General features: G+C 72.4%; 19 protein-coding genes and 1 pseudogene. 6 read left to right on the top strand and 14 right to left on the bottom strand.

The window, feature by feature from the left end:
* Nucleotides 1–34 precede the first annotated feature (34 nt).
* The 5 genes from ACZ6S5_RS15840 to ACZ6S5_RS15820 form a co-directional block, all read right to left on the bottom strand.
* The gene (locus ACZ6S5_RS15840) at nt 35–1447 is read right to left on the bottom strand and encodes an MFS transporter (RefSeq protein WP_466000916.1); all 1413 of its coding nucleotides are present in this window, start codon (nt 1445–1447) and stop codon (nt 35–37) included.
* Nucleotides 1444–2037, bottom strand: a complete 594-nt coding sequence (locus tag ACZ6S5_RS15835) for a helix-turn-helix domain-containing protein (protein WP_466000914.1) — start codon at nt 2035–2037, stop codon at nt 1444–1446. The genes ACZ6S5_RS15840 and ACZ6S5_RS15835 overlap by 4 nt, the downstream gene beginning before the upstream one ends.
* 86 nt (nt 2038–2123) lie before the next feature.
* Nucleotides 2124–2933, bottom strand: a complete 810-nt coding sequence (locus ACZ6S5_RS15830; protein ID WP_466000912.1) for an SDR family oxidoreductase — start codon at nt 2931–2933, stop codon at nt 2124–2126.
* 62 nt (nt 2934–2995) lie between these two features.
* Nucleotides 2996–4801, bottom strand: a complete 1806-nt coding sequence (gene aspS / locus ACZ6S5_RS15825) for an aspartate--tRNA ligase (protein WP_466000910.1) — start codon at nt 4799–4801, stop codon at nt 2996–2998.
* A 107-nt stretch (nt 4802–4908) separates the two neighbouring features.
* Nucleotides 4909–5760 (bottom strand): hypothetical protein, encoded by an 852-nt coding sequence (locus tag ACZ6S5_RS15820; RefSeq protein WP_466000908.1) that lies wholly within the window; start codon nt 5758–5760, stop codon nt 4909–4911.
* A 170-nt stretch (nt 5761–5930) separates the two neighbouring features.
* Here ACZ6S5_RS15820 and ACZ6S5_RS15815 point away from each other — a divergent pair, with 170 nt between their 5' ends.
* Nucleotides 5931–6632: a hypothetical protein gene (locus ACZ6S5_RS15815; RefSeq protein WP_466000906.1), complete on the top strand. Its 702-nt coding sequence runs from the start codon at nt 5931–5933 to the stop codon at nt 6630–6632.
* Nucleotides 6633–6667: 35 nt separating this feature from the next.
* Entirely contained in the window at nt 6668–7366 is a 699-nt protein-coding gene (locus tag ACZ6S5_RS15810; protein WP_466000904.1) for a DUF998 domain-containing protein, read from the top strand.
* A 72-nt stretch (nt 7367–7438) separates the two neighbouring features.
* Here the strand turns inward: ACZ6S5_RS15810 and ACZ6S5_RS15805 are convergent, their stop codons facing one another.
* A complete protein-coding gene (locus ACZ6S5_RS15805; RefSeq protein ID WP_466000902.1) occupies nt 7439–8488 on the bottom strand; it encodes a S1 family peptidase in 1050 nt (349 codons plus the stop codon).
* 247 nt (nt 8489–8735) lie between these two features.
* Here ACZ6S5_RS15805 and ACZ6S5_RS15800 point away from each other — a divergent pair, with 247 nt between their 5' ends.
* Nucleotides 8736–9566: an SGNH/GDSL hydrolase family protein gene (locus ACZ6S5_RS15800; protein ID WP_466000900.1), complete on the top strand. Its 831-nt coding sequence runs from the start codon at nt 8736–8738 to the stop codon at nt 9564–9566.
* A gap of 56 nt (nt 9567–9622) precedes the next feature.
* On the opposite strand, the gene ACZ6S5_RS15795 is transcribed toward ACZ6S5_RS15800, so the two are convergent.
* The gene (locus tag ACZ6S5_RS15795) at nt 9623–10096 is read right to left on the bottom strand and encodes a winged helix-turn-helix transcriptional regulator (protein ID WP_466000898.1); all 474 of its coding nucleotides are present in this window, start codon (nt 10094–10096) and stop codon (nt 9623–9625) included.
* 56 nt (nt 10097–10152) lie between these two features.
* Here ACZ6S5_RS15795 and ACZ6S5_RS15790 point away from each other — a divergent pair, with 56 nt between their 5' ends.
* The gene (locus ACZ6S5_RS15790) at nt 10153–10662 is read left to right on the top strand and encodes a PaaI family thioesterase (protein WP_466000896.1); all 510 of its coding nucleotides are present in this window, start codon (nt 10153–10155) and stop codon (nt 10660–10662) included.
* A gap of 36 nt (nt 10663–10698) precedes the next feature.
* On the opposite strand, the gene ACZ6S5_RS15785 is transcribed toward ACZ6S5_RS15790, so the two are convergent.
* Genes ACZ6S5_RS15785 through ACZ6S5_RS15775 form a run of 3 tightly spaced genes read right to left on the bottom strand, consistent with a single transcriptional unit; the run spans nt 10699 to nt 13796 of the window.
* Nucleotides 10699–11634, bottom strand: a complete 936-nt coding sequence (locus ACZ6S5_RS15785; RefSeq protein WP_466000894.1) for an acyl-ACP desaturase — start codon at nt 11632–11634, stop codon at nt 10699–10701.
* Nucleotides 11635–11685: 51 nt separating this feature from the next.
* The gene (gene hisS, locus ACZ6S5_RS15780) at nt 11686–13026 is read right to left on the bottom strand and encodes a histidine--tRNA ligase (RefSeq protein WP_466000892.1); all 1341 of its coding nucleotides are present in this window, start codon (nt 13024–13026) and stop codon (nt 11686–11688) included.
* Nucleotides 13027–13076: 50 nt separating this feature from the next.
* A complete protein-coding gene (locus ACZ6S5_RS15775) occupies nt 13077–13796 on the bottom strand; it encodes an MBL fold metallo-hydrolase (protein ID WP_466000890.1) in 720 nt (239 codons plus the stop codon).
* Nucleotides 13797–14057: 261 nt separating this feature from the next.
* Here ACZ6S5_RS15775 and ACZ6S5_RS15770 point away from each other — a divergent pair, with 261 nt between their 5' ends.
* Nucleotides 14058–14924: a peptidylprolyl isomerase gene (locus ACZ6S5_RS15770; protein ID WP_466000888.1), complete on the top strand. Its 867-nt coding sequence runs from the start codon at nt 14058–14060 to the stop codon at nt 14922–14924.
* 65 nt (nt 14925–14989) lie between these two features.
* Entirely contained in the window at nt 14990–15829 is an 840-nt protein-coding gene (locus ACZ6S5_RS15765; RefSeq protein ID WP_466000886.1) for a peptidylprolyl isomerase, read from the top strand.
* Between the two features lie 72 nt (nt 15830–15901).
* On the opposite strand, the pseudogene ACZ6S5_RS15760 reads toward ACZ6S5_RS15765, so the two are convergent.
* The 4 genes and pseudogenes from ACZ6S5_RS15760 to secD form a co-directional block, all read right to left on the bottom strand.
* Nucleotides 15902–18181 (bottom strand): annotated as a pseudogene (locus ACZ6S5_RS15760) (RelA/SpoT family protein); the annotation flags it as partial.
* Between the two features lie 478 nt (nt 18182–18659).
* On the bottom strand, nt 18660–19226 hold the full coding sequence (locus tag ACZ6S5_RS15755) for an adenine phosphoribosyltransferase (protein ID WP_466000884.1): 567 nt from the start codon (nt 19224–19226) through the stop codon (nt 18660–18662).
* A gap of 104 nt (nt 19227–19330) precedes the next feature.
* On the bottom strand, nt 19331–20521 hold the full coding sequence (gene secF / locus ACZ6S5_RS15750) for a protein translocase subunit SecF (RefSeq protein ID WP_466000882.1): 1191 nt from the start codon (nt 20519–20521) through the stop codon (nt 19331–19333).
* Between the two features lies 1 nt (nt 20522).
* A complete protein-coding gene (secD, locus tag ACZ6S5_RS15745; RefSeq protein ID WP_466000880.1) occupies nt 20523–22442 on the bottom strand; it encodes a protein translocase subunit SecD in 1920 nt (639 codons plus the stop codon).
* Nucleotides 22443–22520: the final 78 nt, after the last annotated feature.

Below are 22520 nucleotides of genomic sequence, written 5' to 3'. Positions count from 1 at the left end.
CCACCCCGGCGTCCGGCTGGCCGGCTGGCATCCATCAGGCGGACCGGGTGGCGGCACCGGCCGGGTCCGATGTCGGGACGGCCACCGGCGCGGGGCCGGCGAGGCTGCCGTCGGGACCGGTCGCCGCGACCGGACTCGCCCCGGACGGCACCGCTTCGGCCGCCGCCGGCGCACTCTCCCCGGGCGTGGCCGGCCCACCGGCGCCGGCCGCGGCGGCCCGGCTCGCCCGCCAGGCGGGCAGGTAGAGCGGGGCGCCCAGGGCGAGCACCACCGCGCCGACCAGCATGGCGAGGCTGACGCTGGTCCGGTCCGCCAGCGCGGTCAGCACGACCCCGCCGAGCGCCCCGGCCGGCTGGGCCATCATCGAGTTCATCGAGAGCACGCTGGTCCGGTACGGCCCGTCGACCTGGCGGTGCAGCAGCCCCATGTGCAGCGGGTTCGACGCGCCGTGCACGGTGTAGCAGGCCAGGTAGGCGACGAGCACCCCGACCGGGCCGGCGAGCAGGCCCATGCCGACGACCGTCACGCCCTGCAGGATCCGCATCAGCGCGGCGGCGGGCGCGGCCCCGAGCCGGCGCAGCAGGAACGGGGTGAGCGCGGCGCCGGCGGCATTGGCCAGCCAGGCCGCCGAGCCGGCCGGCCCGAGCAGAGCCGCGGCGCGGTCGGCGTTGCCGACCACTTCGGAGAGCCGGATCGGCAGCAGCGATTCGAAGGTGACCATGCCGAAGCCCCAGAACAGCTCGACCGCGACCAGCGCCAGCAGCACCCGGGAGCGGCGGAGCAGGCCGACCGCCTGACCCACCATCCGTGGCGCCTCGACCACCGAGGCGCGCAACGCGGGCAGGCCCTTGGCCGACCGGTGTTCGACCAGCATCACCAGCAGGGCCCCGATCGAGACCGCCTGGAGGGCGATGGCGACCAGCACCGGCAGGGTCAGCGCACTCACCGGGCCGACCGGGCCCAGCGCGACCAGCCCGCCGCTGAGCAGCGCGCCGGCGCCGATGGCGAGGCCGATGACGGTGCCGGCCCAGCCCAGGCCGCGTTCGTACTCGGCCTTGGGGTCGGCGGCCAGGGTGGCGTCGACGTACCAGGACTCCAGCGGGCCGCTGTCCAGCGCCCGGTAGACCCCCTGCAACGCCCAGGAGAGAAAAAAGAGCCAGAAGGTGTCGGCCAGCGCGAAGATGGCCAGCGAGGCCAGGCAGATCATCCAGGCGGCGACGAGGACCGGCTTGCGGCCGAGCGCGTCCGCGAAGCCGCCGGTAGGCAGCTCCAGCGCGAGGACGATCAGGCCCTGCGCGGTGCCGACCAGGCCGATCTGGGTGAGCGTCAGGCCGCGCTCCTGCATCAGCAGGATCATCACCGGGATCATCAGGCCGGCGGGGAGCCAGCGCAGGGCGTAGAGGGTGAGGTAGCGGAACCGGACCTGGCGTACGGACAGGGCGCTCACCGGAACTCCTTCGACAGCGGGTAGGCGGCGAGCCAGAGCTGCACCTGCTCGGCGCCGGGCTCGGCCGGGTCGGCCTCGTTGCGGTAGCGCTCGAGGAGCTGCCACAGCTCGGCCTTGAGCGCCTCCAGCCGGGCCGGCGGGATGCTCATGAAGATGTCGCCCATGCCGAAGGCGTCCCGCCAGGCCGGCGGCCACTCGTGTTGTACGGCGAACCACTGCTCGGCATGCTCGGCGAGGTGGCGCACCTGGTCGCTCTGGATCCACTCGATGGCGGCGCGGGCGTCCGGGTCGTCGTCGAAGTCGCTGGGCTCCCAGTTGGTGACGTCGTGCGCGGACCGCCAGAACCGCTGCCGGCCGGTGCCCCGATCCGGGTCCTCGGCGACCAGGCCGACCTCGGCGAGCTGGCGCAGGTGGTAACTGGTCGCCCCGGTGTTGGTGCCGAGCAGTTCGGCGAGGCGGGTGGCGGTCGACGACCCCTTGACCCGCAGCGCGCCGAGCAGGCGCATCCGCAGCGGGTGTGCCAGCACCCGCACCTGCCGGTGGTCGAGCCGGACGGCCCGTGGCGCGGGATGCACCCCTTCGTTCTCCATGCCTTGCACAATATCTGTGCACACTTTCTATGCACAAGAGTTGTGCATAGAAAGTGTGCATGATCCGACAGGTGGGCCGACGAGCGTCAGGCGAGAAGTTCGGTGACCCCGCGCAGCCGGGTGCGGAGCAGGCCGGCGGCACGGGAGGAGTCGAGGCGCACCTCGGCGGGGCGGTGCAGGCCGGCCGCCGCGCTGGTGGTGGTCTTCAGGCTGCCCGGGTCGAGGCCGTGACGCCGCGCCACGAGAAGTCCCATCTCCGCGCGGCTCACCCCGTCCGGTCCGGCCACGTTGAGCAGGCCGGCGTAGTCGGAGGGGACCAGTTCCAGCACGGCGGCGGCCAGGTCCGTCACGTCCACCGGGCACCGCACCTCGTCGGTGAAGAGGGACGCCCGGCCGGCCAGCGCGTCCCGGCAGAGCTGGATCTGCTTGCTCCCCTCCCCCACGATCAGCGAGGTGCGCACCAGCACCGCCGCCGGGTCGACCGCCCGCACCGCGGTCTCAGCCGCCGCCTTCGCCGCCCCGTACGGGAAGATCGGGCTGGGCACGTCGTCGTCGAGGTACGGCTCCGGGCGCCCGGCGTGCAGGGCGTCGCTGGACAGGTGCACCAGCCGCGCCCCCACCTCGGCGGACGCGTACGCGACGTGAGCCGCCCCGTCCGCGGTGACCGTCCAGTCGTCGTACCGGTAGGGGGTGCTGATGACGGCGTCGGGGCGTACCTCGGTCAGCAGCGCGCGCACGGCGGCGCGGTCGGTGACGTCGAGCCGGCGGGCCGCGACGCCCGGGACCGCGACGGCGGCCGAGTGGTACGTGCCGACCACCGGGTACCCGGCGGCGACCGCCTGCCGGCACACCTCGGCGCCGAGGAAGCCGCTGGCGCCCACCACGAGCAGTGTCATCTCGTACCTCCAGTCATGGAGAAGGCCCGCGTCATTCTTGACGCGGGCCTTCCATAAACCGATCAGGTCGGGTCGGCCACCGGGGCGGCCGGGCCGGCGGTGCCGGCGTGCGGGCCGGTCGGCGCCTTCGGCTTCGCGTCGATGCCGGCCTCGGCGCGCTGCTGCGCGGTGATCGGCGTCGGCGCGCCGGTCAGCGGGTCGAAACCGCCCCGGGTCTTCGGGAAGGCGATGACCTCGCGGATCGAGTCCGCGCCGGCGAGCAGCATGCAGACCCGGTCCCAGCCGAACGCGATGCCGCCGTGCGGCGGGGCGCCGTACTTGAACGCCTCCAGCAGGAAGCCGAACTTGTCCTGCGCCTCCTCGGCGGTGATGCCGAGCAGGTCGAAGACCCGCTGTTGCACGTCGCCGCGGTGGATACGGATCGAGCCGCCACCGATCTCGTTGCCGTTGCAGACGATGTCGTACGCGTAGGCCAGGGCCCGGTCCGGGGCCTCCTCGAACCGGTCCACCCACTCGGCGTTGGGCGAGGTGAATGGGTGGTGCACGGCGGTCCAGCCGCCCTCGTCCGTCTTCTCGAACATCGGCGCGTCGACCACCCAGCAGAACGCCCAGGCGCTCTCGTCGACCAGGTTGGCCCGCTTGGCGATCTCGATCCGGGCCGCGCCGAGCAGCTCCTGCGCCTCCCGGGTCTCGGCGCTGGCGGCGAAGAAGATGGCGTCGCCCGGCTTGGCGCCGACCGCGTCGGCCAGCCCGGCCAGGTGCGTCGCGGAGAGGTTCTTGGCCACCGGGCCGCGCGCCTCGCCGGTCTCCGCGTCGAGCACCACGTACGCCAGGCCGCGCGCGCCGCGCGCCTTGGCCCAGTCCTGCCAGCCGTCCAGCTCCTTGCGGGTCTGGCTCGCGCCGCCCGGCATGACCACCGCGCCCACGTAGCCGCCCGCGTCGATCGCGCCGGCGAAGACCCGGAACTCGGTGCCGCGCAGGTAGTCGGTCAGCTCGGTCAGCTCGACGCCGTAGCGCAGGTCCGGCTTGTCCGAGCCGTACCGGGACATCGCGTCGTGCCAGGTGATCCGCGGGATCGGCCGGGGGATCTCGTAGCCGGCCAGGTCGGACCAGAGCGCCGACACGATCGCCTCACCGAGATCGATCACGTCGTCCTCGGTGACGAACGACATCTCGATGTCGAGCTGGGTGAACTCCGGCTGCCGGTCGGCGCGGAAGTCCTCGTCCCGGTAGCAGCGGGCGATCTGGTAGTACCGCTCCATGCCGCCGACCATGAGCAGCTGCTTGAACAGCTGCGGCGACTGCGGCAGCGCGTACCAGCTGCCCGGCTGGAGCCGGACCGGGACCAGGAAGTCCCGGGCGCCCTCCGGGGTGGAGCGGGTCAGCGTCGGGGTCTCGATCTCCAGGAAGTCCCGCTCGTGCAGCACCGTGCGGGCGAGCTGGCTGGCCCGCGAGCGCAGCCGCATCGCCTTCGCCGGGCCGCTGCGGCGCAGGTCCAGGTAGCGGTACTTGAGCCGGATGTCGTCGCCGGCCTCGATCTGGTCGTCGACCGGCAGCGGCAACGGAGCCGCCTCGGAGAGCACCTCCAGCGCGCTGGCGGTCACCTCGACCTCGCCGGTCGGCAGGTCCGGGTTCTCGTTGCCCTCCGGGCGGCGGGTCACCTCGCCGGTGACCTTCACGCAGAACTCGTTGCGCAGCGCGTGCGCGTCCTCCTCGCGGAAGACGACCTGCACCACGCCGGAGGCGTCGCGCAGGTCGACGAAGATGACACCACCGTGGTCGCGCCGGCGGGCCACCCACCCGGCGAGCGTCACCGTCGAGCCGGCGTCCGCCGCGCGCAGGCTTCCGGCATTGTGGGTACGGATCACGGCTTGCGTCTCCTCATCGCTGAACGGGCTGCCCCCGCATTCTGTCAGCTTGGCGGAGCGCGCCCCGCGCCACCCGGCAACCCGGTCACCCGGGCGACCGACCCGGCTCAGGCGTCGGGGATGTCCCAGCCGGTCACCTGGATAGTGGCCGCGCCGTCGTTGGCCACGCCGACCACCTCGATCAGCGCCATCCGCCACGGCCTGCCGTGCGCCTTGGCGTCGGCGTAGTCGGTGGTGACGCAGATCGCCTTGCCCTTGATGACCGGAACCAGCTGATTCTCACCGATCAACGCGGTACGGATCTTGTCGGCGCACTCCTGCGGCTTCATGCCCGCGGTGGCCGCGTCGGTGCCCTTGACCCCGTCCGCCAGGCGCAGCGTCGAGGGGTCGTTGCCGCAGCCCACGGTGAACCGGATGTCCGCCCCGGCCTCGTCGTTCTGCGTCCGGGGCTCGTCCAGGTCGGCGTACTGGGAGTAGTCGCAGGCCGCCTTGAGGACCAGCGTCTGCTTCTCGTACCGGGGCCGGTAGACCGTCCGCTCGTTGAGTGCGGGCGCCTCCCCGGGCGACTGGGGCGTGTCGTCGGGGACGGTGCTCTCCGTCTCGGTGGGTGCGCTGGTGGTCGGCTGCCCGCCACCCGGCCCACCGGTCGTCGGCGTGCCGGCCGCCGCGGGCCGCAGCGCGATCTCCTTCGCGTCCTTCGCCTGGTCGATGGCCCGCCAGGCGAAGATCGCCGAACCGAACGCCAGCAGCAGGGCGAGCCCGGCGACGCCCAGGGCGAGCAGGGTCAGCCCCTGCCCGGCCGGACGGGCGGACGCGGCGGGCCGACCGGGGACGCCACCCGCGGGCGGGGGCGTGGCGGGCCGGCCGGGGGCGCCGGGCGGAGCCGCGCCACCGGCGGCGGGCGGGTTCGGTCCCGGAAAGGTCGGCTGGGCGTCGTTCGGCCCGCGGGGCTCGCTCATGGGCGGTTCTCCTGAACAGGTGACGGTCGGACGAACTGCGGTTATCGCAGGATCAAGGAACGTGCGCTGTCGCCAAGCGGACAGCAGGGGTACGCGGAGTCGCTTGTGGACCGACGTGATGATAGAAACACGGACGCAATCGCGTCGACCACAGACAACCGGGGAGAGACGTGGCGACCGTCGACAAGGAGCAGTCCGTCGAGGCCGGTCGGGCCGAGGGTCGTGACGGCCCGAACTGGGTCGTGTGGATCACCACGGTCACCGCGGTGCTCAGCGTCCTCCTCGGCGGGGGTGCCCTGCTGCGGGACTACTTCGGCTGGGAGAAGACCGACTCGGACGCCGGCCCGACCCCGGCCGGCGTGACCGGCGCGCCGAGCCCGGGTGGCGCGACCGCACCGACGACCGGGACGTCCACCGCCGCTCCCCCGACCTCCGGGCCGGCCACCGTGCACGTGGACAGCCTGAAGCCGAAGGCCGGCGAGGCCAACAAGGCCCCACTGCCCCGGGCGCTCGAGGGTCAGGCCGGTCTGGACCGGGCGATCGCCGTCCGCTGCCCGGAGAACGTGGCTCAGGACAAGCAGCGCGAGGTGACCTACGAGCTGCGGCGCCGCTACCAGGACCTCACCCTCGGGGTGCGGGCGTACTCGCCGGACGACCCGCAGGACACGGTACGGGTCACCGTGTACGTCGCCGTCAAGCAACCGGACGACAGCGTGGACCGGCTGGAGCGCGGGTTCGCGGACGCCCACCAGGGCGCGCCGGCCAACCTCTCCGCCGACGTCTCCGGTGCCGACGACCTCATCCTGTCCGTGGAGTGCCAGTCGCCGACCTCCATCGCGGTGCTCACCGACGCCCGGATCACGCCGGCCTGACCCCCGACCGGCCGGACGGCGGTTACCGTGGCCGGATGCGAGCCGTACCGGTCTGGGCCGTGGTCACGGCGGCGGCCGCGCCCGTCCTGCTGGTGACCGGCTGGACCGTGGCGGGCGCCCGGCAACCGGCCGGGTACGACCCGGTCCGGGACACCCTCAGCGAGCTGGCCGGCCCGGCCGCCACCGACCCGTGGATCATGACCGGCTGCCTGGTCCTGCTCGGCTGCTGCTACCTCGCCACCGCCGCCGTGCTGCACGCCGCCGGGCTGCCGGCCCGGTTCCTGCTCGGCGTGGGCGGGGCGGCCACCGTAGCGCTGATCGCCTTCCCCCGGCCGCAGGTCGGTGGCTCGATGGCGCACGGCACCGTGGCGACGGTCGCCGTGCTCGCGTTGGTGTTGTGGCCGGCCGGGGCGGCCCTGCGGCTGCCTCCGGCGGCGGTCCGGGCGGAGCCGCCGTGGGCGTTCCGGCGGCCGGTGGCGCTGACCGCGACGGCGCTGCTGCTGGCGCTCTTCGGCTGGTTCGTGGTGGAGGTGACCGGCGGGTCCCGGACCGGGCTGGCGGAGCGGGTGACGGCGGTGGCGGTCGCCCTCTGGCCCCTGCTCGCGGTGCTCTCCGCCCGCCGGGCGCACCAGCAGTGGTTCGCCGCCGACGCAGCTCCGCCCCGCCCACCCGACCGGCCGGCACAGCCGGGCGGCCCGCCGGTCACTCCCGGCCGGCCGGCGGCCGGCGGTTGACCCGCACTCGCGGCACCCCGCCGACACGCGGAGCGGGCCGCCGGTCGCCCGGCGGCCCGCTCGCGGGGTCGATCAGTAGACGCTGACGCCGTAGACGCTCAGCGGCTCGGTCACCGGCTGGAAGTAGGTGGTGCCGCCGGTGGTGCAGTTGCCGCTGCCGCCGGAGGTGAGGCCCAGGGCGGTGCTGCCGGCGAAGAGCGAGCCACCGCTGTCGCCACCCTCGGCGCAGACGTTGGTCTTGATCAGGCCGTAGACGCTGCCCTCGGCGTAGTTCACGGTCGCGTTGGTGGCCGAGACGCTGCCGCTGCGCAGGCCGGTGGTGCTGCCGGACCGCTTGACGGCCTGGCCGACGTACGCGTTGCCGGCCGTGGTGATGTCCTGGTAGGTGCCGTTGTAGAGGTAGACGTTGCCCGGCTGCGAGGCGATGCTGTAGCGCACGATGCCGTAGTCGTTGCCCGGGAAGCTGGTGCCGGCCCGGGTGCCGAGCAGCGAGGTCTGGCTGGAGTTCGAGTACCAGTACGAGCCCAGGTTGGTGCAGTGCCCGGCGGTGAGGAAGTAGTAGACGCCGGAGCCGCTGCGCACGTTGAAGCCGAGCGAGCAGCGGTAGCCGCTGCTGTAGATGGCCTGGCCGCCGGAGATCCGGGTGGTCAGCGTGCCGGCCTCGGCCTCGATCCGGACGGCGCCGCCGGTGCGGGCGGCGGCGGCCTCGACCCGCGCCAGCTTGGCGCCGGTGACCGTGCTGTCGACGGAGATCACCACCTGGTTGGTGGCCGGGTCGGTCCACCAGGCGGTGCCGGCGATCTTGGCGGACCGCTCCAGCTCGGCGGTGGCGGCGCGGAGCTGGTCGGCGCCGCGGGTGACGATCTTCGCGGTCGCGCCGGCGGCGCGCACCTGGCGGGCGGCCGCGGCGTCGGTCACCGCGACGATCATCTTGCCGCTGGCGTCGGCGTACGTGCCGGCGGCGCGGTCACCGAGCTGGGCGGCGAGGGCGGCGGCGGCGTCGGGGGATGCGGGCGAGGCAGGGGCCGCCTGGGCGGGTGCGCCGAGGAGCGAGCCGGTGACCAGGGTGCCGGCCACAGCGATGGCAGCAGCGCGGCGCAGCGAGGACCTCGTGGGTCGCATGTAACAACCTCCGGATGGGGGTGACGGGCGCCGTCACAGGGACGCGCCCGGGGACAACCCGGCCGACCTGGGGAAACCGGCCGAGTGACCAAAGTATTCACATATTTAAGATCGTAAGCAAGACGTCCGTTTGCCCGAATTCGCCCCGCCGCCCCCGGTAACCGCGGCGCAACATTGTGGACACAGAGCAGCGTCTATACGATCTGGCCACCGCAGTCACGCCGGCACCCGTGATCCGGAGGCCACCATGACCCTCACCCGCCGCGCGCTGGCGGCCCTCGCCAGCGCCACCGCCCTCGTCCTGCTCGCCGCCAGCCCCGCCGTCGCCGCCGCCACCCCACCCCCCAACTCGATGGCCAGCATGGGTGACTCGATCACCCGCGGTTTCAACGCCTGCGGCTGGTATTCCGACTGCACCTCGCGCTCGTTCAGCACCGGCGACTACTCCAGTGTGAACAGCCACTACCTGCGGATCCGCGCGGTCAACCCGAACATTCAGGGCCGCAACTACAACGACGCCAGGACCGGGGCCAAGTCCGCCGACATGTACGGCCAGGCGGGCAGCGCGGTCAGCCAGGGCGTCGAGTACGTCACCATGCTGATCGGCGCCAACGACGCCTGCACCAGCTCCGAGTCCACCATGACCCCGGTGACCACCTTCCGGGCGAACGTCGACAGCGCGCTCAACCGGATCAAGGCCGGCCTGCCCAACGCCCGGGTGGCCGTGATCAGCATCCCGGACATCTACCGCCTCTGGTACGTGGGCAAGGACAGCGGCAGCGCCCGCTCGGCCTGGTCGCTCTTCGGCATCTGCCAGTCCATGCTGGCGAACCCGACGTCCACCAGCCAGACCGACGTGGACCGGCGGGCCCGGGTCCGGCAGCGGGTGATCGACTTCAACACCCAGCTCGCCCAGGCCTGCACCGCGTACGGCGCGAACTGCGACTTCGACGACAACGCCGTGTTCAACTACCCGTTCGTGCTGAGCCAGGTCTCCACCTGGGACTACTTCCACCCCAACACCAGCGGACAGGCGGTGCTCGCCAGCGTCTCGTACGCCAACGGCTTCGGCTGGTAGCCCCTCCCCCGCCCGGCGCGCGGACCCTCGGGCGGTCCGCGCGCCGGACCGCGCCCTCAGACCCGGCGCCGGGCGCCCGGCCCCGGCCGGGGCAGCACGTCACGCGGGTCGGTCACCTCGTGCCCCTGCGCGCAGCGCAGCGCGACCCGGACCTCGGCGCCGCAGTCACGGTGGCTGACGGCGAGGGGTGCGCCGTCCGGGTCGGCCAGGTAGCGGTCGCCCCAGCCGAGCACCGCCACCAGCACCGGCCACAGGTCGAGCCCCTTGTCGGTCAGTCGGTACTCGTGCCGCACCCGGCTGCCCGGCTCCCGGTAGGGCTCCCGCCGCAGCACCCCCTGCTCGACCAGCATGGCGAGCCGGTTGGTGAGCACCTGGCGCGGGATGCCGGTGCGCACCCGCATGTCGTCGAAGCGGCGTATGCCGTTGAAGACCTCCCGGAGCACGACCAGGGTCCACCGCTCGCCGAGGATCTCCATGGCGCGGGCGATGGTGCAGTTCTCCACCGACCAGTCCAGTGCCGCAGGTCTCATGCCAACCAGGCTAGGTCTGATTGACAGACTCAGCAACGCGCTGCGAGGCTGAGTCCATGACGCAGACGCAGGACCGCAGCCGCACGTTCTCCTGGAGCGACCCGGTCGCCGGGGCCGCGCACGTCGGCCGCCGCAGCGGGCTGGAGCTGCTGCGCGCGATGATCGCCGGCGAGCTGGCCGCGCCGCCGGTGATGCACCTGATCGACATGGCCCGGATGGAGGCGGACGAGGGTCGCGTCGCCGTCGAGCTGGTGCCGCAGGAGTTCCACTACAACCCGCTCGGCACCGTGCACGGCGGGATCATCTCCACGCTGCTGGACACCGCCGCCGGCTGCGCGGTGCACACCACCCTGCCGGTCGGCGTCGGCTACACCTCGCTGGACCTGAACGTGAAGTTCCTCCGCCCGGTCACCGTGGCCAGCGGCACCCTGCGCTGCGAGGGCACGGTCCTCCAGCGCGGCCGCCGCACCGCCCTCGCCGAGGCCCGCCTGACGGACACCAGGGCCCGCCTCATCGCCCACGCCACCTCCACCTGCCTCCTCTTCCCCCTGGACCAGCCCGCCTGATCCCCCTCACCCCCGCGGACGGGGGCGAGGGGCGGGTCAGCGGGCGGCGGCGAGGCGGGCGGCGCGGGCGGCGCGCTTCTCCTCGAAGCGCGCGGCCTGGGTTTCCAGGGTGTCCAGGTGGGCGGCGATCTGGTCGCGGGCGGCCTCGCCGTCGGCGTCCAGGCCGGTCGCGTCGAAGATGTTCCACTGGCGCAGCACGGGTACGACCACCTCGTCACGGTGCTGGCGCAGGTCGTAGATGCCGGCCAGGGCGATCGCCACGGACTTGCGGGCGAAGCCCTCGATGCCGACCCCGGGCATCTGGAACTCGGCCAGCACGTCGGCCACCGCGCGCATCGCCTGGCTCGGGGCCAGCTCGAAGGCCGCGCCGAGCAGGTTGCGGTAGAAGACCATGTGCAGGTTCTCGTCGGCCGCCACCCGGGCCAGCAGCGCCTCGCAGACCGGGTCGCCGGCGGCCCGACCGGTGTTGCGGTGCGAGATCCGGGTGGCCAGCTCCTGGAACGAGACGTACGCCAGCGAGTGCAGCACCTCGTCGTCGTGGGCGTTGACGTACCCGTTCGACATGTGCACCATCCGGGCCCGCTCCAGCGCCACCGGGTCCACCGCCCGGGTCACCGTCAGGTAGTCGCGGATGGCGGTGCCGTGCCGCCCCTCCTCGGCCGTCCACCGGTGCACCCAGGTCCCCCACGTCCCGTCCCGGCCGAAGAGGGTGGCGATCTCGTGGTGGTACGAGGGCAGGTTGTCCTCGGTCAGCAGGTTGACGATCAGCGCGGTCCGGGCCACGTCGGGCAGCCGGCTGTCCGCCTCCGACCAGGCTTCGCCGCCGAGCGGGCCGTCGAAGGTGCGCCCCTCGCTCCACGGCACGTACTCGTGCGGGAACCACTCCTTGGCGACCGACAGGTGCCGGTCGAGGTTCTTCCCGACGACGGGTTCGAGCTCGTGGAGCAGGGCGGTCTGGCTGAGCACGGTCACGACGATCTCCCTACGGCAGCGTAAGTTACGCCACCGTAAGTCGAATCGTCCTCAGGCGCCAGTCTGAGCCGGCCCGACCAGCGGCTTCAGGTCCGCCCGGGGCGGGGTCCACTCGCCTGCCGCGGCCGCCACCTGCTCGCCGGAGCGGATGTCCTTCACCTCGTCGCCCTCGGCGCCGGGGAACCAGACGTACGGGATGCCGCGCCGCTCGGCGTACCGGATCTGCTTGCCGAACTTGGCCGCGCTCGGCGACACCTCGGTGGGGATGCCCCGGGAGCGCAGCGCCTCGGCGACCTTGTTGCTGGCCGCCCGCTCCTCCTCGGTGGTCACCGCGACCAGCACGCAGGTCGGCACGTCCCGGGAGACCGCGAGCGCGCCCGAGCCGAAGAGCAGGCCGAGCAGCCGGGTCACCCCGATCGAGATGCCCACGCCCGGGAAGCGGACGTTGCCGGAGCTGGCCAGGTTGTCGTAGCGGCCGCCGGAGCAGATCGAGCCGAACCGCTCGTACCCGATCAGTTGCGTCTCGTAGACGGTGCCGGTGTAGTAGTCCAGGCCGCGGGCGATGCGCAGGTCGGCGACGCAGAGGCCGGGCGAGTGCGCGGCGGCGGTCTCCACCACCGCGACCAGCTCGGCGATGCCCTCGTCCAGCAGCGGGTCGCTCACCCCGAGGGCGCGCACCGCGTCGGCGAACGAGGCGTCCGGCGCGGAGATCTCGGCCAGCGCCAGGCACGCCTTGGCCTGTGCCTCGCTCGCCCCGGCGGTCTCCGCGAGCAGCTCGGCCACCTTCGCCGGGCCGATCTTGTCGAGCTTGTCGACCGCGCGCAGCGCCGCCTCCGGGTCGGTGAGCCCGATGCCCCGGTAGAAGCCCTCGCAGATCTTCCGGTTGTTGACCTGGATCCGCACCGGCGGGATCGGCAGCGAGCGCAGCGCGTCGCCGATGACCAGCGGCATCTCGGCCTCGTAGTGGGCCGGCAGGGTGTCCCGGTCGACGATGTCGATGTCGGCCTGGAGGAACTCCCGGTAGCGACCCTCCTGCGGGCGCTCCCCCCGCCACACCTTCTGGATCTGGTAGCGGCGGAACGGGAACTGCAGCTTGCCGGCGTTCTCCAGCACGTACCGGGCGAACGGCACGGTCAGGTCGAAGTGCAGGCCGAGCGCGTCGTCGCCGGCCGGACCGTCGGTGTCGGCCTGGAGGCGGCGCAGCACGTAGACCTCCTTGGAGGTCTCCCCCTTGCGCAACAACTGGTCGAGCGGCTCGACCGAGCGGGTTTCGAGGGGCGCGAAGCCGTACAGCTCGAAGGTATTGCGAATGCGATCGAGCACGAACTGCTCGATCATCCGCTGCGACGGGTTCCACTCGGGAAAGCCAGAAATGGGAGTGGGCTTGCTCATGATGCTCCTTCAGAGCCCGCGCTGCCGGCGCGGGAAGGTCGAAAGCGGCGCTACAGGCCGCGGGTGGGCGCAGCCGGGCGCGCGCCGCCGGTCCCCGCCACCTCGAGGAGGTACGGGTTGGTCGCGCGCTCGCGGCCGACGGTGGTCGCGGGGCCGTGGCCGGGCAGGACGACGGTGTCGTCGGCCAGCGGGAGGACCTTCTCCCGCAGGCTGGACAGCATCCGGGGCATGCTGCCGCCCGGCAGGTCGGTGCGGCCGATCGAGCCGGCGAAGAGCACGTCACCGGAGAGGCAGATCTGCTCGGCCTCCCAGGGCGAGCCGGCGCCGGGCATCCGGAACAGCACCGACCCGCCGGTATGGCCGGGGGCATGGTCGACGGTGATCTCCAGGCCGGCGAGGCTCAGCGTGGCACCGTCGGTCAGCTCGGCCACGTCGTCCGGCTCGGTGTACGGCAGCCGCCCGCCGAAGAGCTGGGTGAGGTCCATGGAGAGCGCCTTGCCGGGGTCGGCCAGCAGCTCGCGGTCCTCCGGGTGGACGTACGCGGGGATGCCGCGCGCGCCGCAGACCGGGGCCACGGAGAAGGTGTGGTCGAGGTGGCCGTGGGTGAGCAGCACGGCGGCCGGGTGCAGGCGGTGCTCGGCGAGCACGGCGTCGAGCCGGTCGAGGACCCCGATTCCGGGGTCGACCACCACGCACTGCTCCCCCGGCGCGGTCGCCACCACGTAGCAGTTGGTGCCGAAGGCGTCCGCGGGAAAGCCGGCCACGAGCACGTCCGCTCCCCTTCCGTTGCAGTCGTCGTCCCGTTCAGCAGCCTAGTCGCACCGGCCACCGCTTTCCGCCGGCCCACTGGTCGCGGCAGCCCCGCCAGCCACAGTGACAACGCCCGATACATCGAGGCCGGACCTCGGACACCACTTTCCCAGCCGGTAGCCGTACACTCTGGCGGGCGTGTGGCGTGGCGCACCTGCCCACGACCGGGCGGACGGCGCCCGGGCGTCGGCGAGGACCAGGGTAGAGGAAGGGGAGCACGGGTGGCTTCCAGCAGGGACCGGCAGCGCAAACTGGCGCGGGCCAAGCTCGACCGGCAGCTCGCCCGGCGGGCGGCGGCCGCCAAGCGACGCCGGCAGATCCAGGCCGGTGTCGGCGCCGCGGTGGTGCTCGCGCTGATCGTCGTCGGTTCGGCCTGGGCGCTCGGCGCGTTCGACTCGAAGCCGGAGAAGAAGGCCGCCGAGGACGTCTGCCTCTGGACTCCGCAGGACGCCAGCGCCAACACCAACCTCAAGGACGTCGGCACCCCGGCCACCACCGGCCTGCCGACCTCGGGCAGCCGGGCGATGACGGTCACCACCAACCAGGGCGCCCCGATCACCGCCGAGCTGGACGTCGCCTCGGCGCCGTGCGCGGCGGCCAGCATCTCGTACCTGGCCGGCAAGTCGTTCTACGACAACACCAAGTGCCACGAGATCACCACCGAGGGCGCGCTGCGCTGCGGCGACCCGAGCGGCAGCGGCATCGGCGGGCCGACGTACTCGTTCTACGACGAGAACGTCCCCACCGCGGCGCCGAGCCCGTCCGCCTCGCCGGCCCCGGGCCAGGCCCCGGCGTACCCGAAGGGCACGATCGCGATGATCGCGAACCCGCCCGGCGCCAACAGCAGCCAGTTCCTGATCTTCTTCAAGGACTTCAACCCCGCCCAGCCGAAGTACCCGGTGATCGGCAAGGTCACCGGCGGGCTGGACGTGCTGGCGAAAATCGGTGCCCTCCCGACCGTGGACAATGGGAGCGGAGCCAAGGTCAAGCCGAAGACGGACGTGGTGATCCAGAGCCTCACCGTCGGCGAGGTGAACGCGGCCCCGGCCGCCACCAGCGCGCCGGCGGCCAGCCCGAGCGCCGGCTGACCCGGCCCGTCCGCCCCCTGAACAGCAGCGGCAGCGCCGCACCCGAGAACACCGGAGGAGTGACCGTGACGTCCACGAGAGAGCGGCAGCGCGCGGCGGCGCGGGCCCGACTCGAGCGGGAGATGGCCGAGCGCGCCACCAAGGCCCGCAAGCGCCGGCAGACCCAGGCCATCGTCGGGGCCGCGGCCGTGCTGGTGCTCGTGGTGGCCGGCACGGTCTGGCTGGTCACCTCGCTCGGCGGTGACGACAAGAAGGCGGACACCGCCAACACGGCCGGCTACTCCCAGTGCACCTACACCGAGGTGCCGAAGGAGGCCCGGTCCAAGCAGATCAAGGACGTCGGCGTGCCCCCGAACCAGCAGGACAACAAGGGCACCCAGACCATGACGATCGACACCAACCTGGGTCCGATCACCGCCTCGGTCAACCGGGGCGAGGTGCCCTGCACCGCGGGCAGCTTCACCTACCTGGCCAGCAAGGGCTTCTTCGACAACACCAAGTGCCACCGGCTGGTCACCGAGGGCATCAAGGTGCTCCAGTGCGGTGACCCGAGCGCGACCGGCAAGGGCTGGCGGGAGACCGACGGCACCGGCGGGCCGAGCTACAACATGTCCGAGGAGAACCTGCCGACCGACAAGCGGCCGCCGTACCCGGACGGCGTCATCGCGATGGCCAACTCCGGCCAGCAGGGCAGCACCGGCAGCCAGTTCTTCATCGTCTACGGCGACTCGCAGCTCGACCCGAACTACACCGTGGTGGGCACCGTCACCGGCGGCATGGACCTGGTGAAGCAGGTCGCGGCAGCCGGTGACGACGGCGCCTTCGCCAAGCAGGCCGGTGGCGGTCACCCGAAGAAGGAGATCGTCATCAACAAGCTGTCGATGAGCGCCATCCAGGGCGGCTGACCCACCCCGCAGCACGCGGAAAAGCGCCCGCCGGCTGAGCCGGCGGGCGCTTTTCCGTGCGTTGGAGGGTTGTCAGGCGCCCGAGGTGACCCGGTACGCGTCGAAGACCCCGTCGACCTTGCGGACCGCGGCCAGCAGGTGCCCCAGGTGCTTCGGGTCGGCCATCTCGAAGCTGAACCGGCTCACCGCCACCCGGTCGCGGGTGGTGGTGACGGTCGCGGAGAGGATGTTGACCCGCTCGTCGGAGAGCACCCGGGTGACATCGGCCAGCAGCTTGTGCCGGTCGAGCGCCTCCACCTGGATGGCGACCAGGAAGGTGGAGGCGGAGGTGAGCTTCCAGCTCACCTCGACCACCCGCTCGCTCTGCGCCCGCAGGTCCTCGGCGTTGGCGCAGTCGTCCCGGTGCACGCTCACCCCGCCGGAGCGGGTGACGAAGCCGAAGACGGCGTCCGGCGGCACCGGCGTGCAGCACCGGGCCAGCTTGATCCAGACGTCGCTGACCCCGCGCACGACCACGCCCGGGTCGCTGCTGTTCTGCCGGCTGCGCGGCGGCCGGGTGGCGACGGCGGTCTCGGCGATGTCCTCCGCCGCGCCCTCCTCGCCGCCGTACGCGGCCATCAGCTTCTGCACCACCGACTGCGCCGAGACCTGACTGTCGCCGACCGCCGCGTAGAGCGAGGCCACGTCGGCCAGGTGCAGGTCCCGGGCGATCGCCATCAGCGCGTCCGAGGTGAGCATCCGCTGCAACGGCATGCCCTGCTTGCGCATCGCCTTGACGATCGAGTCCTTGCCGGCCTCGATCGCCTCCTCGCGCCGCTCCTTGTTGAAGTACTGGCGGATCTTGGTGCGGGCGCGCGGGCTCTTGACGAACCCCAGCCAGTCCTGCGTCGGGCCGGCCGTCTCGGACTTCGAGGTGAAGATCTCGATCACGTCGCCGTTGGAGAGCGTCGACTCCAGCGGCACCAGCTTGCCGTTGACCCGCGCCCCGATGCACTTGTGCCCGACCTCGGTGTGCACCGCGTACGCGAAGTCCACCGGCGTCGACCCGGTCGGCAGCGGGATGACGTCACCCTTCGGGGTGAAGACGTACACCTCCTGGCTGGACAGGTCGAACCGGAGCGCGTCGAGGAACTCGCTCGGGTCGGCCGCCTCGCGCTGCCAGTCGAGCAGCTGGCGCAGCCAGGTCATCTCGTCGATGTGCGCCGGCGGGCCGACGACCGGGGTGCCCTTGTGCTCCTTGTACTTCCAGTGCGCGGCGATGCCGAACTCGGCGGTGCGGTGCATCGCGTAGGTGCGGATCTGCATCTCCACCGGCTTGCCGGTGGGCCCGATGACCGTCGTGTGCAACGACTGGTACATGTTGAACTTGGGCATGGCGATGTAGTCCTTGAACCGGCCCGGCACCGGCTGCCAGTTGGCGTGGATGACGCCCAGCGCCGCGTAGCAGTCCCGCACCGTGTCGACCAGGATCCGCACCCCGACCAGGTCGTAGATGTCGTTGAAGTCGCGCCCCCGCACGATCATCTTCTGGTAGATCGAGTAGAGGTGCTTCGGCCGCCCGGTGGTCTCCGCCTTGATCTTGGCGGCCTTCAGGTCGGTCGACACCTTCTGGGTCACCTGGCGCAGCAGCGCCTCCCGCTGCGGCTGGTGCTCCCCGATCAGGCGGTTGATCTCCTCGTACCGCTTCGGGAACAGGGTGCCGAAGGCGAGGTCCTCCAGCTCCCACTTGATGGTGTTCATACCGAGGCGGTGGGCGAGCGGAGCCAGGATCTCCAGCGTCTCCTTGGCCTTCTGCTCCTGCTTGGGGCGGGGCAGGAAGGTCAGCGTACGCATGTTGTGCAGCCGGTCGGCCAGCTTGATCACCAGGACCCGCGGGTCCTTGGCCATGGCCACGACCATCTTGCGGATCGTCTCCGCCTTGGCGGCGTCGCCGAGCTTGACCTTGTCGAGCTTGGTCACGCCGTCGACCAGCAGGGCCACCTCGCCGCCGAAGTCGGCCCGCATCTGGTCGAGGGTGTACTCGGTGTCCTCGATCGTGTCGTGCAGCAGCGCGGCGACCAGGGTGGTGGTGTCCATCCCGAGGTTGGCGAGGATGGTCGCCACGGCGAGCGGGTGGGTGATGTACGGGTCACCGGACTTGCGGTACTGACCCGAGTGCCAGCGCGCGGCGGTGTCGAAGGCGCGCTGGAGCAGCCGGGCGTCGGCCTTGGGGTGGTTCTCCCGGTGGGTGGCGATCAGCGGCTCGAGGACCTCGCTCACCTGCGAGGTCTGCCACGGCGCGTTGAACCGGGCCAGCCGGGCCCGCACCCGCCGGCCGGTAGGCGCGTTGGAGAGGGCGAACCCGCCGCTGGGCGAGGGGTCGCCCGCGGCCTCGGCCGGGAACGGCACCACGACCGCGCCGCCGTCCGCTTGCGGGTCGGGCCCGCCGCCGGAGGCGCCGGTCACCCGGGCCGGCGGGTTGCCGCTCCGCTCGGTCACCGAGCCGTCCGCGTCGCCTGTCGGGTGCACCGTGCCCTCCACCGGAGGGACGACATCGTGGGACACCGGCCTCCTCACCGCTCGCCGGGGATGCGCCGGCCGTCCGGCCGACGTCCTGTTCAACCGGCCGAGGGGCCGGCGTTGTTCCGCGTCGACCGCCCCGGGCCGACGTGGTCCGCTCCGGCCACCGGGGACCTCGCGGTCCCGGCGGCCCCGCACCGGCCGTGCGGCCGGCCGTCGCGCCGCCGGACGGTCACCCGTCCGGTCAGCAAAGGGCAATGCTACCCGCACGCACGGTACGTCGCCGCTCCGCCGGACGGACCGCGCCGGGTCGGCCCGACGGGCCGAGATGTCAAACGGTCAGCAGGGCATGGACCGGACGGGGGGCGAGCCGCTCACGCCCCTTGAGGAAGCCCAGCTCCAGCAGCACGGTGAAGCCGGCCACCGTGCCGCCGGCCCGCTCGACCAGGTCGAGGGTGGCCTCGGCGGTGCCGCCGGTGGCCAGCACGTCATCCACCACGAGGACCCGGTGGCCGGCGGTGAACGCGTCCTGGTGCACCTCCAGGGTCGCCTCGCCGTACTCCAACGCGTAGGAGGCGGAGTGGGTGGCCCGGGGCAGCTTGCCCGCCTTCCGGATCGGCACCACGCCGACTCCGGTGGCGTACGCGATGGCCGCGGCCAGCACGAAGCCCCGCGCCTCGATGCCGGCCACCGCGTCGAACGAGGCACGCCCGTGGTAGGCGATGATCCCGTCGATCACCTCGCGGAAGACGTCGCCGTCGGCGAAGAGCGGCATCAGGTCCTTGAACATGACCCCGGGCTTGGGGAAGTCCGGCACGTCCAGCACCCGGCTGGCAACCAGCTGGGCGACCTCGGGGCCGCTGTCCCCCCGTACCCCGGTGGTGTGGGTCTCCGTCACGGTGCGTCCCATGTCCCTTCGAACGACGACGGCGTCCGCCATGCTGCTCGCACAGCATGGCGGACGCCGTCCGGTCGATTTCTACCGGGTCTCCCCCGGCCCGGTCAGCGGCGCTTCGCACCGCCCGGCCGGTTGCCCCCGCCGCCGCTGGGGCGACCACCCCGGGCGCCGGTGGGACGCTTGCCGGCCGGCCGCGCGCCCACCTTCGGCGCGACGCCGGCGAGGGCCGCCGCCTCCGGGTCGATGGTCTCGTCGGCGGTCGGGGCGGCCTTCGGCGCGCCCTTCGGGGCGATCTCGCCGCGGGCGATGGCGCCGCGCCGGCCCAGCACCCGCTTGTTGTGGGCGCTGATCCGCGGGTCCCGGTTCTTCAGCAGCACCAGCAGCGGGGTGGCCAGCAGGATCGAGGTCAGGAACGCGACGGCCATACCGACGAACAGCACCAGACCGAGGTCCTTCAGCGTGCCGGCGCCGAGCAGGCCCGCCCCGATGAACAGCAGACCACCGACCGGCAGCAGGGCGACCACGGAGGTGTTCAGCGACCGCATGAGGCTCTGGTTGAGCGCCAGGTTGGCGGCCTCTCCGTAGGTCATGTTGTTGTTCGCGGTGATGCCCCGGGTGTTCTCCTGGACCTTGTCGAAGACCACCACCACGTCGTAGAGCGCGAAGCCCAGGATGGTGAGGAAGCCGATGATCGTCGACGGGGTGACCTCGAAGCCGACCAGCGAGTAGATGCCGGCGGTGAGGACCAGGTTGGTGAGCAGCGAGGCGATCGAGGCGACCGCCATCCGCCACTCGAAGCGCAGCACCAGGTAGATCGCCACCACCGCGATGAAGATCAGCAGACCGAGCAGCGCCCGCGAGGTGACCTGGCTGCCCCAGGCCTCGGAGACCTGGCTGCCGCTGATCTGGTCCGGCTGGATGCCGAACTCCTGGGCCATCTTGGTCTTGACCGCGTTGGCCTGGTCCGCGCTGAGCTGCGTGGTACGCAGCTCGTAGTACTGACCGCTGGTGCTGCCGACCTTCTGCGCGGTGACCACCTGGGCGCCGCCGCCGTCGGAGCTCAGCGCGGCGTTGACCTTGTCCTCGGCCTGCGCCATCGTGCCGACGCTGGCCGGCACCTGGAACGAGTTGCCGCCGGCGAACTCGATGCCGAGGCTGAAGCCCCGGATCGCGAAGCTGAGCACGGCGATCAGCACCAGCACACCGGCGACGCTGAACCACAGCTTGCGCTTGCCGACGATGTTGAGATCGGCCTCGCCCCGGTAGAGCCGGGCGGCCAGACCAGTCTTAGCCATCTCAGGCCTCCTTGACGCGCGGGTTGCGGGCGGTGGCCTGCTCGGCCGACCGGGCCGGCAGGGCCCGGCCGAGACCGCTGACCCGCGGGGACAGGAACGCCCGGGTCCGGGCGAACATCGTCATGATCGGGTGACGGAAGAGGAAGACGACGAGCAGGTCCAGGACGGTCGCCAGACCGAGCGCGAAGGCGAAGCCCTTCACCGCGCCGACCGAGACGATGTAGAGCACCACGGCGGACATCAGGGTGATCGCGTTCGCCGAGATGATCGTCCGGCGGGCCCGGACCCACGCCCGCGGCACCGCGCTGCGCGGGCTCCGCCCCTCGCGGATCTCGTCCTTGAGCCGCTCGAAGTAGATGACGAACGAGTCCGCCGCCACACCGAGCGAGACGATCATGCCGGCGATGCCGGCGAGGGTGAGGGTGAAGCCGATCGACCGGCCGAGCACCACCAGCGCGCCGAAGACCAGCAGGCCGGACAGCACCAGGCTGAGGAAGATGACCGAGCCGAGCAGCCGGTAGTAGAAGAACGAGTAGATGATGACCAGCAGCATGCCGATGCCGGCCGCGAGCAGGCCCGCCTGGAGGTGGCTGGAGCCCAGCGTCGCGGTGACGTTCTGCTGCTCCTGCGGCACGAAGGTGACCGGCAGCGCGCCGTAGCGGAGCTGGCTGGCCAGCGCGTTCGCGCTCTTGTTGTTGAAGCTGCCGGTGATCTGCGAGTCACCGGTCAGGACGCCCTGGATCTCCGGGGAGGAGACGATCTCGTTGTCCAGGACCACCGCGACGCGGCACTTGCCGTCCTGGCCGAGCGCGGTCTGGTCGCAGGCCTGACCCTCGTTGTTGAACGCCTCGCGGGTCAGCTCGGTCCACCTCTCCTGGCCCTTGCCGGTGAACTTCAGGCTGACCACCCACTGGCTGGTCTGGTCGAGCACAGCGTTGGCGTTGCTGACGTCGGTGCCGAGCACCTTCGCCACGTCGAGCAGGTACTTGGCGCCGGACTCGCAGGCCACCGCCCGCTGCTTCTCGTCCTTGATCGACGCCGCCGGCCGCTTGTCGAGCTGGGCGCAGCTGATCGTCGGCACGTTGAACTGCATGTCGACCGGCAGCGCCGAGATCTCCTGCGGGGAGAGGGTGCTGAACGGCTTGAGCTTCTCGGCCAGCGACGGGTCCATGGTGAGGTCGGCCGGGGCCTGCAGCCCGGAGGCGGCCGCCCAGGCGGCCGGGCCGACCTTCTGCTCGACGGCCTTGCGCTGCTGCTCGACGCTCTGCGGCACCGGCTCGGCGCTGGCGCTCGGGGCCGGCGCTGCGCTGGCCGAGGCCGACGGCGTCGGCGCGGCGGCGCTGGCGCTCGGCGTGGGCGCCATGCCGCCCTGGCCGCCCGCGCTCGGCGACGCGGTCGCCTTCGCGCCGGTGCTGGCCTTCGGCGAGGCGCTGCCGGACGGCTTCGGCGTCGCGCTGCCGGACGGGGCCGGGGTGGCGCTGGCGCTCGGGCTCGGGGCCGGGGCGGCGACCGCGCCGCTGCCGTCGGTGGCCTTGAGGACCTTGCGGAAGCGCAGCTCGGCGGCGCTGCCGACGTTGGTCAGGTCCCGGTTCTCACCGGGCAGGGAGATGACGATGTTGCGGTTGCCCTCGGTGACCACCTCGGCCTCGGCCACGCCGTACGCGTTGACCCGACTCTCGATGATCTGGCGCGCCTCCTCGAGGTTGGCGGCCGTCGGAGGCTTGCCGTCCAGGCTGTTGGTGGCCTCGAGCGTCAGCCGGGTGCCGCCGATCAGGTCCAGGCCGAGCCGGGGCTCCAGCCGGTCCTTCCAGCCACCGCTGGCGCCGCCCGAGAAGAACACCAAGAGATAGAGGACGACGAAGATGAGCCCGAGCACGGCGAGCTGCCGTCCGGGGCGCATCTGTCCCTGAGGTGGTGCCACGGCTGTCTTGTCTCCCTGTACGGTCGCGCCGCTGGGCAGCGGCGACGAAGTCGGGCCGGGGGTGTCCGCCCGACTGCT

It is taken from the genome of Micromonospora sp. NPDC051924, assembly GCF_055586005.1.
Note: the sequence above shows the minus strand (reverse complement) of the source record. Positions and strands in the feature narration are given on the sequence as shown.